The organism is Cupriavidus sp. 05L411, assembly GCF_056398045.1.
In genome coordinates this window covers 15,724-27,128 of the sequence record NZ_JBFTOQ010000051.1, presented here as the reverse complement: position 1 = coordinate 27,128, position 11,405 = coordinate 15,724, and the positions used below count along the sequence as shown (strand labels likewise).

The following is an 11,405-nucleotide window of genomic DNA, read 5'->3' as shown; positions in this document are numbered from 1 at the left end:
TTCGGGGTACTTGCGGCGGTGCATGCCGTGAGGCGTTTCGATCGCAAGAAACGGAGTTCTTGCGATCGAATTGAGGAATATAGTGTCCTCATACCAAGCAGCTCTTGAACGCGATCATGCATAGAGATGCCAATACGCCAGGGGCTCCATCGCTCGATGACGAGCGATGGGCGGCCGTGGAAGCGCGAGATCCTTCGGCAGACGACAAATTCGTCTACGGAGTCAGGACGACGGGGATTTACTGTCGCCCGAGTTCCTCGGCCCGTCTCCCGAAACGGGAGAACGTCGAGTTCTTCGATTCCGCCGAAGCCGCGGAAGCTGCCGGTTACCGATCCAGTCGACGTGTCTCTTCGGACCGAAGTGCTGCGGCTGCCCAGCGTGCCGCCCTGGTCGCCGAAGCTTGCCGGCTTATTGACGTCTCGGCGGTCCAGCCCAATCTCGAAGCGCTGGCTCTGCAAGCTGGCATGAGCATGTTCCACTTCCACCGGATATTCAAAGCCGAGACTGGTTTGACGCCGAAAGCGTACGCGAGCGCGTCCCGTGCTCGGCGGCTGCGCGAGGAACTCGCCGGTGCCGAGACCATTACGAATGCAATCTACGAGGCCGGGTTCAATTCGAACAGTCGCTTCTACGAGGCATCCGCCGGCATGCTCGGCATGTGCGCACGTGACTATCGGGATGGCGGCCAAAACGCGGTCATCCGCTTCGCTGTCGGCCAGTGCTCACTGGGTGCCATCCTGGTCGCGCAAAGCCAACGGGGCATCTGCGCGATCTTGTTGGGAGATGACCCCGACCTTCTCGTGCGTGATCTGCAGGATCTGTTCCGCAAAGCAAGTCTCGTCGGCGGGGACGCGGATTTCGAGCGACTGGTCGCGAACGTTGTCGGCTTCATCGAGGCGCCGGCAATCGGGTTGAATCTTCCGCTCGACGTCCGAGGTACCGCGTTCCAGGAGAGGGTCTGGCAAGCGCTTCGCGAGATTCCGCCAGGTGCAACGGCCAGCTACGCCGAGATCGCAGCGCGTATAGGTTCACCGAAGGCCGTGCGCGCAGTTGCCCAGGCTTGCGGCGCAAATCACATTGCGGTGGCCATTCCTTGCCATCGCGTTGTCCGACGAGATGGCGACATCTCGGGATATCGATGGGGCGTTGAGCGCAAGCGGGAATTGCTCAAGCGCGAGGCATAGTCCCGCAACGCCAAAGCCGAACCACGAGCGCGAAAGTGATGGCCGGCTTGGACTAGCCACGTTTGAGCGCCGAACCCGGCCAAGAGGGATACGCCAGCGTTTGCTGGCGTCGGCATCCCGATTGACGGACCGCGAATAACGGGGCTATGTGTCTGACGACGTAAAGACCTCAGCGGGCCTCGCGCGCCGACGCCCAGCAACATCAGGTGCGATTGATCGACACGCCTCCGTCAACCAGCAGCGCTGCGCCGGTCATGAATGACGAGGCGCCGGACGCCATGTAGAGGACCGACTGCGCAAGCTCCTCCGGTGTCGCGATGCGTTTGAGAGCGTGTAGTCCTGCCACATGCGCCATGGCTTCCGGCGACGCACTCATTGTGCGCCCCATGGGCGTGTCTACTCCACCAGGAAGGATGGCATTGACGCGAATGGCCTTCGGCCCAAACTCTGCGGCGAGTGATTGTGTCAACCCGATCAATCCTGCCTTGCTGGCGGCGTAGGCCGCGACGCCGGGGAAGCCGACGGTGTACCCAACGAAAGTCGAAGTGAAGATGAGGCTTCCGGCGCCGCGACACACCATCGCGGGGATCTGATACTTCGCGCCAAAGAACGCGCTGGTGAGGTTGGTGTCAATGGTCTCGCTCCAACCCGTCGCCGAGACGCCCGGCGTAGGCCCCATTTCGCCGAGTGTCCCCGCGTTGTTGAACGCGATGTCCAATCCACCGAAACGCTCAACGGCCGTCTGAACGAGAGTCCGTGCATAGGCCTCCTCTCTGACGTCGCCTGCGACGTATGTCGCCGTTCCGCCGTTTCCGGTGATTTCCCTCACAAGGTCTTCCAACTCAGCCTGGCGACGGGCGGCAACGACCACCGCTGCGCCCTCACGAGCGAAAAGTAGCGCGGTCGCGCGTCCAATCCCGGAACTGGCGCCGGTGACGATGGCGACTTTGTTTGCAAGCGCATTCATTCTTCTTTCCGATGTTCAAATTGATCAGCCGTCAGTCTGCTCGCCTGTCGAGGCGCAAGAACTCCGTTTCTTGGCATTGAATTGCGGCGAAATTGAAAGACACGACAGCCGCCGATCACCGATCTCAACAACGGCAACCTCGCTCGGGGCAGTGTTGGAAAAAGCGCAACTACGTGCACGGCTTCAAGAAAACCGTGTGGATACCAAGCCCTTGCCTCAGTGCCTCAGTGCCTCAGTACCTCAGTACCTCAGTACCTCAGTGCGAGTGCCGGTGATGTGTATCCGGATAGTGCGGGTGCTTGTGCACCAGCGGCTCGTGCCGGTGCAGGTGCCGGTGCGGCTCCTGCCCGTCCCAGTCGAAGGCGTGCTCGTGCTGGTGGTGCGCATCGTGGCGATGCGCGTGGCTGTGCTCGGTCGCCTCGTGGCTGTGCTCGTGCTCATGGTGCTCGCGCAGGTGCAGCCACACGCCCAGCGCCATCAGCAGCGCCGCCACGTAGAACACCGGCTGCGGCGCCTGCGGCCACATGCCGAACGCGATCACCACGCCGAACAGCGGCGCCACGGAGAAATACGCGCCGGTGCGGGCGGTCCCCAGCAGCCGCAGCGCGATGACGAACAGCGCCAGGCTCACGCCGTAGCCGAGGAACCCGATGATCATGGCCGCGCCCAGCGCGGGCAGCGCCGGCAGATGGTCACCGCTGGCCAGTGCGAGCCCGGTGTTGCACACGCCGGCAACCAGCCCCTTGATGCAGGCGATCAGCATGGCGTCGTTGCTTGACACCTTGCGCGTCAGGTTGTTGTCGATGGCCCAGCACAGGCACGCGCCGACGATCAGCAAGGCGCCGGCGGACAGCCGCAGGCTGCCCGGCTGCCAGGACAACAGCAAGCCGCCCGCCACGATGGCAAGCATGCCAAGGACGATGTGGCGGCTGGCGTTTTCCTTGAAGACCACCCAGGCGATCAGCGCGGTGAATACCCCTTCCACGTTCAGCAGCAGGGAGGCCGATGCCGCGCTGGTGCTGGCCAGGCCGGTCATCAGCAGGGCCGGCCCCGCCACGCCGCCGGCCAGGATGGCGCCCAGCAGCCAGGGCGTCTCCTGGCGCGGCACGGTGAGCGGGCTTGCTGCGGCGCCGCTCATGCTGCGCCGCAGCGCCAGCAGGATGCCAAGCCCCAGCCCGCTGCCCAGGTAAAGCAGGCCGGCCAGCAGCAACGGCGGAATCGACCCGGCCAGGGCCTTTGCAAGTGGCGTACTTGCCCCAAACAGCAGGGCGGCGGCCAGGGCGGGGGCGGCGGTTCGGATGGTCATGGGCAAGGCAGCAAGGCGTGGCAATGCGCTATTGTCGCGCCATGGCGTGGTGGGGGGGATGCTATATATTTCAGCCTTGGACGCTATGCACGGCATGGCGGTTGCCACTCTGGAATGCTATGAAAACCCCCTCGCAATACGTGGGCGGCTGGCTGATCTGCGCGGCTGCGCTGCTGATGCTGCCAGCCTGCGCCATCCTGCAACCGGTGCAGGAAGGCCAGAAACTGATCGGCTCGCCGGAAAGCGCGGTGCGCGCGACCTTCGGTGAGCCCACCAATATCTACCGGCTGGCCGACGGTTCCGTGCGCTGGATCTACTCCAAGCAACCGCTGGGCTATGAGGCCTACGCGGCCGATTTCGATGCCAGCGGAAAACTCACGAACTTCCGGCAGATGCTGGTCACTTCCGAGATCTACCAGGCCAAGGTCGATAGCTGGACCAAGCGCGACGTGGAAGAGCATTTCGGCAAGCCGCTCGAGCCGGTGCAGTACTACCCGCTGATGCAGCGCGACGTCTGGTCCTATCGCTTCCGCCAGGACGGCAACCTGTCCTCGCTGTTCAATTGCTACTTCGACAAGCAGGGCATCCTGAGGCAGGTGCAGATCACCCTGGATCCGCTGGGTGGGGATTCCAGCAGGGCGCCCTGATGCCCTGATGTGGGCTGGCTTGGCCTGCAATCCATGCTTCGCCACAAGCTGAAACGTTCTCCCGCGGCACGCGCCCACAATGGCGATGAGCCCTTTCAGAGAGAACGCCATGCCAGCCCTGCCCAGCGCGGATGCACGCGCCAACCACGCCCAAGGCGCCAGCGGCCGCGCGCTGGACATGGCCCTGCTGCTGGCTTTGTCCACGCTCTGGGGCGCGTCTTACACATTCATCCGGCTTGGCGTGGCCACGATTCCCCCGGTCACGCTGATTGCGGCCAGGACGTTGATCGCCGGTGCGCTGCTGGTGGCGTGGATGGCGGCAAGGGGCATGCAGATCCCGCGCGGTGCGGCAGTCTGGCGCCGCTTTGCGGTGCAGGCCATGCTCAACAGCGTAGTGCCGTTCACGCTCATTGCGTGGGCCGAGCAATCGGTCCCGGCGGGGCTGGCGACGATCCTGAACTCCGCGTCGCCGGTGATCGCCGTACTGGGCACGTGGCTGGTCACGCGCCATGAGCGCATCACGGCGCGCAAGCTGTTCGGCGTGGTGGCGGGGCTTGCGGGCATCTGCCTGATCGTCGGTACCAGCGTGCTGGGCGGGCTTGGGCAGCAACTGCTTGCGCAACTGGCCATCGTTGCCGCGACCGTCTGCTACGCCGGCGCGGCTATCTACGGGCGCTGGTTCAAGGACCTGCCCGCCGCCGCGCCTGCCGCGGGCTCGATGATCGTCGGGGCGGCGGTGCTGGTGCCGGCAAGCCTGGCCATCGACCGGCCCTGGACGCTGCATCCGTCGCTGTCATCGCTTGCGGCGCTGCTGGCGTTATCCGTGTTCTCGACCGCGCTGGCCTTTGTCATCTACTTTCGCCTGGTACGTACGCTGGGGCCGGTGGGCACCACGGCGCAAGCCTATCTGCGCGTGCCGATCGGCGTGGCCATTGGCATCGTGTTTCTTGGGGAATCGCTGGCCGCGGGGGCTTGGGCCGGCCTGGCGTGTGTCGTCGCGGGCGTAGCCGCCATGACAATGCCTGCGCGGCACCGGCCAGTCGCGCAACGGGAATAAGCCGCGGCCAAGGTATATTGTGGTTCGCGCCAGCCAGGCACTCCGCCCGGCACTCTTGCCCACACCATGGAACGCTTCACCATTTCGTGATGGTCGAGGCTGACGCCGGCCACACGCACCGGCATTCGCACCCGCACCCGCATGCTTGAACCCGCTTAGGGCGCCTGGCGCTGCCGATGGCATCCGGGCCGCCGGCCCCTGGCTCAGAACCCTGCCTTGTGCACCGGGCCATCCCAGCCGTCGAGGTACTTGGGCAGGGCGTCGTCGACTTCCAGCACGCGATGGCGATAGAACAGGTGCATGGCAGGCTGCAGCGCATCCGGCAGCGCACCGCCGCAGGCCCGCGCGAAAAGGGTGTTCGGGATCACCGACATGCCCAACCGGTTGATGCCAAAGAGCGTCTCGCCGCACTGCGGGCAAAACTGGCGCTGGAGCTGCCGGGTCGCATGGTGATAGGTGGCCAGGTGCTGCGCGCCGCGCGCCACCACCACGTTGGCCGGCTCCCAGGCCGTGGCGGCGAACACCGGCGTGGCATAGAAATCCCGGCAGGCCTGGCAATGGCAATTGGCTTTCGCCACCGGTTCTCCGGCAATGCGCAGCTGCACCTGGCCGCAAAGGCACTCCAACGTAGCGGGAATCTGCATAGGCGTTATCTCCTGTTGTTTGTGTTTCCTGAATGGCGGAGTGCATTCTACTTGGCCGCGATGCAGGCTGCAGGGCGAGCCCTCCGGGCACCTATCCCGCCACGGCCGCATCCAGCATGGCGCCGAACAACCCGATCAGCAGCGCGATGGCCGAGGCGATGAACCAGCGCACGGTCTTGCGGTACTCGGGCACCTGGTCGTCCTCCACCCGAAGCGAGCGGAACAGGGCGATGATCTGCAGGCACACCGCCGCCACCAGCGAGGTGGCGGCGAACAACGCCTGGACACTCCAGTGGCCGGGACTCTCGAAGCCCCAGAAGCGCCAGAACGCCAGCGAGAAGCCCAGCAGGACCGTGATAGCGGTGATGATGCCTTGCCGGTAGCCGGCCGGCACGACCTGCGGCGGTGCGCCTGCCGCCTTGGGGGCGGGCGGCGGCGGGACCGCGGGGCCAGGATCGGGATCGGCTTGAGAGGCGGTCATGGGCTGTCCTCCTGATTGGTGCCGCAAGGCCCCGGAAGTGATGCAACGAGTATAGGCACCGGCCGGGCGCGGGTCGCGGCGCCAACGCTCCCGCCTGGCCTCTGCATCTGACCCTCTGCGACCCTCTGTATCCGACCATCCGTGGCCGTTATCCACCCTCTGCTGGCATTACAATGCGGCTTCCAAGCCGCCGCGTTGCCCGCAAGGCTGGCCGGCCTGTTTTTTTGCCTACGCCTAATCCCCTACCTCCTTATGTCCTCGCTTCCCCCCTCAGGCAATCGCATCTGGTTCGACGGTGCAGCCGGTAGCATCGAAGCCCTGACGGATGCGCCGCAAGGCCCGATCCGCGCGATCGCCGTCGTGGCGCACCCGCATCCGCTGCTGGGCGGCAGCGCGGAACACAAGATCCCGGTGGCGCTGGCCAGGATCTTCCAGGCGCGCGGCTTCCTAGCCGTGCGGCCGAATTTCCGGGGCGTGGGCGGCACGCAAGGCAGCCACGATGCGGGGGAGGGCGAGACGGACGATGTGCTTGCCGTGGTCCGGCAGATCCAGGCAGCGCACCCGGGCCTGCCGCTGGCGCTGGCGGGATTCTCGTTCGGCGCCTATGTGCAGACGCGCGTGGCGCAGCGCTTGCTGCAGAGCGGCGAGCCTGTCGCGCACCTGATCCTGGCCGGCATGCCGGCCGGGCCGGCGGCCGGCGGGCGCACCTACGACACGCCCGCGGTGCCGGCCGATGCGTTTGTCATCCATGGCGAGAACGACGCCAATGTGCCGCTGCAAGCGGTGTTCGACTGGGCGCGCCCGCAGGAGCTGCCGGTCGTGGTGGTGCCCGGCGCTAACCATTTTTTCACCGGCAAGCTGCCGGTGTTCCAGCGCGCCGTGGCGGAGTACCTTGATGTCCGGCAGCGAATCGCCGGGGCCGCCAGCTAAAGACTCTCTTAAAGCGCGTCAATCCATGGCCGCATGCGCCACGGCATCGTCGTCGACGTGGCGCGTGGGCTTGATCAGCAGGATGAGCGGCACCACCAGCAGCGTGGCAAGGAACATGACCTTGAAATCGTTGAGGTAGGCGATCATCGCGGCCTGCTGGTTGATCGACTGGTTGAGCATGGCCAGGTCGTAGCGCGAGCCGCTTGCCAGCAGGGATTGCAGGGCCGGGTTGTACACGCTCACATTGGCCGCCAGGTCGGCGTGGGCCACCTGCGTGTTGCGCGTCATCAAGGTCTGGATCACGGAAATGCCGATGCTGCTGCCGATATTGCGCATCAGGCTGTAGGTGGCCGTGCCGTCCGCGCGCAACGCCGGCGCGAGCGTGGAAAACGTCAGCGCGCTCAGCGGCACGAACACCAGTCCCAGGCCAAAGCCCTGGATGATGCCGGGCCACACGATATCGGATACCGACAGCACCACGGTGTACTGCATCATCTGCCACAGCGCGAAAGCGGAAACCAGGAAACCCGCAAACAGCAGCACCCGCGCGTCGATCCGCTTGAGCAGGCGTCCGGCCAGCAGCATGGAGAGCATGGTGCCGGCGCCGCTTGGCGCGGTAACCAGCCCGGTGGTGGCCACCGGATAGCCCATCAGGTTTTGCAGCATCGGCGGCAGCAAGGCGCGGGTGGCGTACATGACCGCGCCGATCACGAAGATAAAGCAGGCACCGGTGGCAAAGTTGCGGTCCTTGAGCAACTGGTACCGGAAGAATGACCTGGGCCCGGCCGTGGCGGTGTGCGCCAGGAAATACAGGAAGCTGACCCCCGCCAGGATGGCCTCGATGCGGATCTCCAGCGAGCCGAACCAGTCGAGCTGTTCGCCGCGGTCGAGCATGGCCTGGAACGCGCCGATGGCCAGGCCAAGCGTGATGAAGCCGAACGCATCGAACTTCACGGCCCGCGCCGGCGCCCGGTTGGGCAGGAAGGACAGCACGCCGAACAACGCGAATGCGCCAATCGGCACATTGATGAAAAACACCCATCGCCAGTTGTAGCTATCGGTCAGCCAGCCGCCCAGCGTCGGGCCAAGGATGGGTCCCACCATCACGCCCATGCCCCACACCGCCATCGCCTGTCCCTGCTTTTCGCGGGGGTTGATATCCAGCAGGATGGATTGCGACAGCGGCACCAGCGACGCCCCGAAAACGCCCTGCAGCAGCCGCGACGCCACGATCTGCGCCAGCGTGTCGGACATCCCGCAGAACGCCGAGGCAATGGTGAAGCCGGTGATCGAGATGGCCAGCAGACGCTTGACGCTGAGCCGGTCGGACAGCCAGCCGGTGAGCGGCGTGGCGATCGCGGCAGCGACAATGTACGAGGTCAGCACCCAGGTGATCTCGTCCTGCGACGCCGACAGGCTGCCTTGCATGTGCGGCAGCGCCACGTTGGCGATGGTGCTGTCGAGTGTCTGGATCAGGGTCGCGGCCATGATCGCGATGGTGATCATGGGCCGGTTGAGCGGCATTTCTATGCGCCCGGCTACCGCTTCGGAAGACATGGTTTGAACAACCTGGAGGGGTTTGGTTAGATAATAAGCATGCTTATTATACGGTCGCGCCAAAGCATGGCAAGCCGCTTCTTGCGAGCGTGGCGGCGTGCCCGAGGGAGATCTTTGTACAATCGCGCCATGGAAACGAAACTGGAAAAGCGCTTTGGCTTCCTGGTCTCGGACGTTGGCCGCCTCAACGGCAAGCGGTTCGATGAACTGGCCAAGTCGTCCCTCGATCTCACGCGGGCGCAATGCCGCGCGCTCGCCTATCTGTCGCACTATGGTGAAGTCAACCAGGTGCGGCTCGCCGAGCTGCTGGAAGTCGCGCCGATTTCGGCGGGACGCCTGCTTGACCGGATGGAAGAGGGCGGCTGGATAGCGCGCGTGCCCAACCCGGAAGACCGCCGCGAGCGCGTGGTGCGCATGACGCCCAAGGCGGAAAGCGCACTGGACAAGGCCCGGCGGGTCGGCGACGAGGTTGCGGCGGAGGCGCTGGCCGGCCTCAGCGAGCCGGAGCGGGAGCAACTGATTGGCCTGCTCCAGCGCGTGCGGCAAAACCTGGGCACGATCGTCGATCGTTGAAGGCGGGTGGCGAGCCCACCCGAGCCCCTGGAGTTCACTACCCCGGCGCCGCCAAAAGACGCTTGATAGGGGAGAAGGGACCCGCCCGGAAATGCGTTCCGTCAGGATTTTTAAATCATTCTATTTAAATCAAATCCAATTCGCATGACACGCCGGCGTAGCGGCACGGTTTGCAATGTCTTCAACGTGGAGGCCGCGGCCCGGCAGCCGGCGTCTCAGACCAGTCGAGCCACATCCTCCACAGCGTTATCCAGTTGCAGCTTCAGCAGCTTGAGCAAGCAATACAAGCCGTAAGCTTCCTCCGTCTTCTCGCTCTGCAGCTCCGCCAGTTGCAGCAGGCTATCCATCCCGGCGCTGACGCTTTGCAACTCCGCGCAACCGTTGGCGATGCGTTCGCGCAGGCCGCGATCCAGCGTTTCGATCCGGTCGATCAGTGCGGATACGAGGGGCTGTTCCTCGGCATTGGCGGGACGCGTCATGCCGATCAGCTCGGCGATGAGATCGCCTTGCTTGCTGATGGCTGGGAGGGGGGCGGTGGGACTGCCGCCGCGCGTGATCGAATTGGGGCCGGCTCGGGCGCTAGGATACATGCAAGCTCCTGAAAGAAGGGGAGGCTACGGGGCAAGACCAGGCCGCCTGCTTCAACGCGAGCGTGGCGGACTCGTAAAAGCATACTGCTTCCGCGGTCGCTCACCTTTAAGAAATTTCTGGATTTGCAGGAAGGCGTGCGCCCTTGCCCTCAGTGCAAGGCCTCGCCCGCCTGGCGGGGGCGCTCATGTTCGAGCGGGTGGGTGCTAGTGAAGCGCAGCCTTGCCATCTGCTCCGCCGCATCCGATAGCAAAGCGCTCGCGTTGGCCATGGCCTGCTCGACAGTGATCGGGCCGGGCGCCAGGGAAAAGCAACCCGTGAAATGGGTCCCGAGTGCCGGCAGCGCGGCGGGGTCGATGGCGCCGGAAAGCAGTGAGGCGGGCACCCCGCAGGCATGCGCGCGCTGGCAGGCGATCAACGGCGCCTTGCCGCTTAGCGTCTGCACATCGCTGCGCCCCTCGCCGGTGATCAGCCAGTCGGCGCCCGCGAGCGCGCCATCGAGGTCTACGCAGTCCGCCACGATGTCGGCGCCCGGGCGCATCTGCGCGCCAAGCATCAGCAAGGCGTAGCCCAGGCCACCGGCCGCGCCCGCACCCGCGGCGTCCACGGCGTGGCGCCCGAGCGCCGGCTCCAGCAAGCTCGCATAGCTGGCGAGCGCGGCATCGATGGCATCCACATCCTGCGCTTGCACGCCCTTTTGCGGGCCGAACACGGCAGTGGCGCCTTGCGGCCCGGTCAGCGGGTTGGTGACATCGCACATCGCTACCAGCCTGGTGGAGGCCAGCCGCGGGTCGAGCTGGCGGGCATCGATTGCCGCCAGCTGGGGCAGCGCGGCGGGCGTTGGCGGGATGTCGCGGCCCTGCGCATCCAGCAAGCGCAGCCCCAGGCCATGCAGCAGGCCGGCGCCGCCATCGTTCGTGCTGCTGCCGCCAAGGCCGACGAAGATCTCGCGCACGCCCAGGTCGAGCAGGGCCTTGATGGCATCGCCGAGGCCGGTCGTCGAGCGCTGCGCCACGGAGCATGCCATGCCTGCCGGATCGGTGATGCCGACGATTTCCGCGGACTCGATCACGGCGCGGTCGCCCGCGAGCAGCGCTACCGTGGCGATGCGCGGGGCGCCGTCCGCGCCACGCACCTCGATGCCGGCGCGCTGGCCGCCGGCGGCCAGCATCGCGTCGAGGGTGCCTTCGCCGCCGTCCGCCATCGGGCGTTGCCGGATCGTCGCGCCGGGCAGCGCGCGCTGGATCCCGGCGGCGATGGCGGCGGCGACCTGGTCGGCCGCAAGGGAGCCCTTGAATGAATCGGGGGCAATGACGATAAGGGGATCGGGAAGGCTAGGCATAGGGCGGGGCGGGGTGAACGGCGCTCACCGCAGGGCAAGCGCCATGCCGAGGAAAAGTGGGAAGGGGGGAAGGGGGGAAGGGGAGGGGCCATCGGGCGGCGGCAGGTACCGCCCGATGGCAAAGACTGC

Annotated in this window: 12 protein-coding genes; 5 read left to right on the top strand and 7 right to left on the bottom strand. The window is 65.8% G+C overall.

Features of this window, described 5'->3' with window-relative positions; genetic code table 11:
• Window positions 1-116 precede the first annotated feature (116 nt).
• Window positions 117-1,184, top strand: a complete 1,068-nt coding sequence (gene ada / locus AC1DQR_RS34725; RefSeq protein WP_416053362.1) for a bifunctional DNA-binding transcriptional regulator/O6-methylguanine-DNA methyltransferase Ada — start codon at window positions 117-119, stop codon at window positions 1,182-1,184.
• Between the two features lie 202 nt (window positions 1,185-1,386).
• Here ada and AC1DQR_RS34720 read toward each other — a convergent pair whose 3' ends face one another.
• Window positions 1,387-2,151, bottom strand: coding sequence for an SDR family oxidoreductase (locus AC1DQR_RS34720; RefSeq protein WP_477134676.1), 765 nt, complete (start codon window positions 2,149-2,151; stop codon window positions 1,387-1,389).
• 256 nt (window positions 2,152-2,407) lie between these two features.
• Window positions 2,408-3,457: a DMT family transporter gene (locus AC1DQR_RS34715; protein WP_416051707.1), complete on the bottom strand. Its 1,050-nt coding sequence runs from the start codon at window positions 3,455-3,457 to the stop codon at window positions 2,408-2,410.
• 119 nt (window positions 3,458-3,576) lie between these two features.
• On the opposite strand from AC1DQR_RS34715, the gene AC1DQR_RS34710 reads away from it, so the two are divergent.
• Both AC1DQR_RS34710 and AC1DQR_RS34705 read left to right on the top strand, forming a co-directional pair.
• On the top strand, window positions 3,577-4,104 hold the full coding sequence (locus AC1DQR_RS34710; protein ID WP_043353372.1) for a hypothetical protein: 528 nt from the start codon (window positions 3,577-3,579) through the stop codon (window positions 4,102-4,104).
• A gap of 109 nt (window positions 4,105-4,213) precedes the next feature.
• Entirely contained in the window at window positions 4,214-5,161 is a 948-nt protein-coding gene (locus AC1DQR_RS34705) for a DMT family transporter (protein WP_477134675.1), read from the top strand.
• A 203-nt stretch (window positions 5,162-5,364) separates the two neighbouring features.
• Here AC1DQR_RS34705 and AC1DQR_RS34700 read toward each other — a convergent pair whose 3' ends face one another.
• Together AC1DQR_RS34700 and AC1DQR_RS34695 are read right to left on the bottom strand one after the other, a co-directional pair.
• Window positions 5,365-5,805: a GFA family protein gene (locus AC1DQR_RS34700; protein WP_416051708.1), complete on the bottom strand. Its 441-nt coding sequence runs from the start codon at window positions 5,803-5,805 to the stop codon at window positions 5,365-5,367.
• Between the two features lie 91 nt (window positions 5,806-5,896).
• A complete protein-coding gene (locus AC1DQR_RS34695; protein WP_477134674.1) occupies window positions 5,897-6,286 on the bottom strand; it encodes a hypothetical protein in 390 nt (129 codons plus the stop codon).
• Window positions 6,287-6,538: 252 nt separating this feature from the next.
• On the opposite strand from AC1DQR_RS34695, the gene AC1DQR_RS34690 reads away from it, so the two are divergent.
• Window positions 6,539-7,216: an alpha/beta hydrolase gene (locus AC1DQR_RS34690; RefSeq protein WP_416051710.1), complete on the top strand. Its 678-nt coding sequence runs from the start codon at window positions 6,539-6,541 to the stop codon at window positions 7,214-7,216.
• A gap of 18 nt (window positions 7,217-7,234) precedes the next feature.
• Here AC1DQR_RS34690 and AC1DQR_RS34685 read toward each other — a convergent pair whose 3' ends face one another.
• Window positions 7,235-8,773, bottom strand: coding sequence for a DHA2 family efflux MFS transporter permease subunit (locus AC1DQR_RS34685; protein ID WP_477134673.1), 1,539 nt, complete (start codon window positions 8,771-8,773; stop codon window positions 7,235-7,237).
• Window positions 8,774-8,902: 129 nt separating this feature from the next.
• On the opposite strand from AC1DQR_RS34685, the gene AC1DQR_RS34680 reads away from it, so the two are divergent.
• On the top strand, window positions 8,903-9,346 hold the full coding sequence (locus tag AC1DQR_RS34680; protein WP_416051712.1) for a MarR family winged helix-turn-helix transcriptional regulator: 444 nt from the start codon (window positions 8,903-8,905) through the stop codon (window positions 9,344-9,346).
• Window positions 9,347-9,561: 215 nt separating this feature from the next.
• Here the strand turns inward: AC1DQR_RS34680 and AC1DQR_RS34675 are convergent, their stop codons facing one another.
• Both AC1DQR_RS34675 and AC1DQR_RS34670 read right to left on the bottom strand, forming a co-directional pair.
• On the bottom strand, window positions 9,562-9,936 hold the full coding sequence (locus tag AC1DQR_RS34675) for a hypothetical protein (protein WP_416051713.1): 375 nt from the start codon (window positions 9,934-9,936) through the stop codon (window positions 9,562-9,564).
• 149 nt (window positions 9,937-10,085) lie between these two features.
• The gene (locus AC1DQR_RS34670) at window positions 10,086-11,276 is read right to left on the bottom strand and encodes a glycerate kinase (RefSeq protein WP_416051714.1); all 1,191 of its coding nucleotides are present in this window, start codon (window positions 11,274-11,276) and stop codon (window positions 10,086-10,088) included.
• Window positions 11,277-11,405: the final 129 nt, after the last annotated feature.

Excerpts from the sequence above, each read along its gene's own strand:
- AC1DQR_RS34685 (WP_477134673.1), bottom strand. The coding sequence starts at position 8,773 with ATGTCTTCCGAAGCGGTAGCCGGGCGCATAGAAATGCCGCTCAACCGG.
- AC1DQR_RS34680 (WP_416051712.1), top strand. The coding sequence starts at position 8,903 with ATGGAAACGAAACTGGAAAAGCGCTTTGGCTTCCTGGTCTCGGACGTT.
- AC1DQR_RS34705 (WP_477134675.1), top strand. The coding sequence starts at position 4,214 with ATGCCAGCCCTGCCCAGCGCGGATGCACGCGCCAACCACGCCCAAGGC.
- AC1DQR_RS34675 (WP_416051713.1), bottom strand. The coding sequence starts at position 9,936 with ATGTATCCTAGCGCCCGAGCCGGCCCCAATTCGATCACGCGCGGCGGC.
- AC1DQR_RS34715 (WP_416051707.1), bottom strand. The coding sequence starts at position 3,457 with ATGACCATCCGAACCGCCGCCCCCGCCCTGGCCGCCGCCCTGCTGTTT.
- AC1DQR_RS34690 (WP_416051710.1), top strand. The coding sequence starts at position 6,539 with ATGTCCTCGCTTCCCCCCTCAGGCAATCGCATCTGGTTCGACGGTGCA.
- ada (WP_416053362.1), top strand. The coding sequence starts at position 117 with ATGCATAGAGATGCCAATACGCCAGGGGCTCCATCGCTCGATGACGAG.
- AC1DQR_RS34700 (WP_416051708.1), bottom strand. The coding sequence starts at position 5,805 with ATGCAGATTCCCGCTACGTTGGAGTGCCTTTGCGGCCAGGTGCAGCTG.
- AC1DQR_RS34720 (WP_477134676.1), bottom strand. The coding sequence starts at position 2,151 with ATGAATGCGCTTGCAAACAAAGTCGCCATCGTCACCGGCGCCAGTTCC.
- AC1DQR_RS34670 (WP_416051714.1), bottom strand. The coding sequence starts at position 11,276 with ATGCCTAGCCTTCCCGATCCCCTTATCGTCATTGCCCCCGATTCATTC.
- AC1DQR_RS34710 (WP_043353372.1), top strand. The coding sequence starts at position 3,577 with ATGAAAACCCCCTCGCAATACGTGGGCGGCTGGCTGATCTGCGCGGCT.
- AC1DQR_RS34695 (WP_477134674.1), bottom strand. The coding sequence starts at position 6,286 with ATGACCGCCTCTCAAGCCGATCCCGATCCTGGCCCCGCGGTCCCGCCG.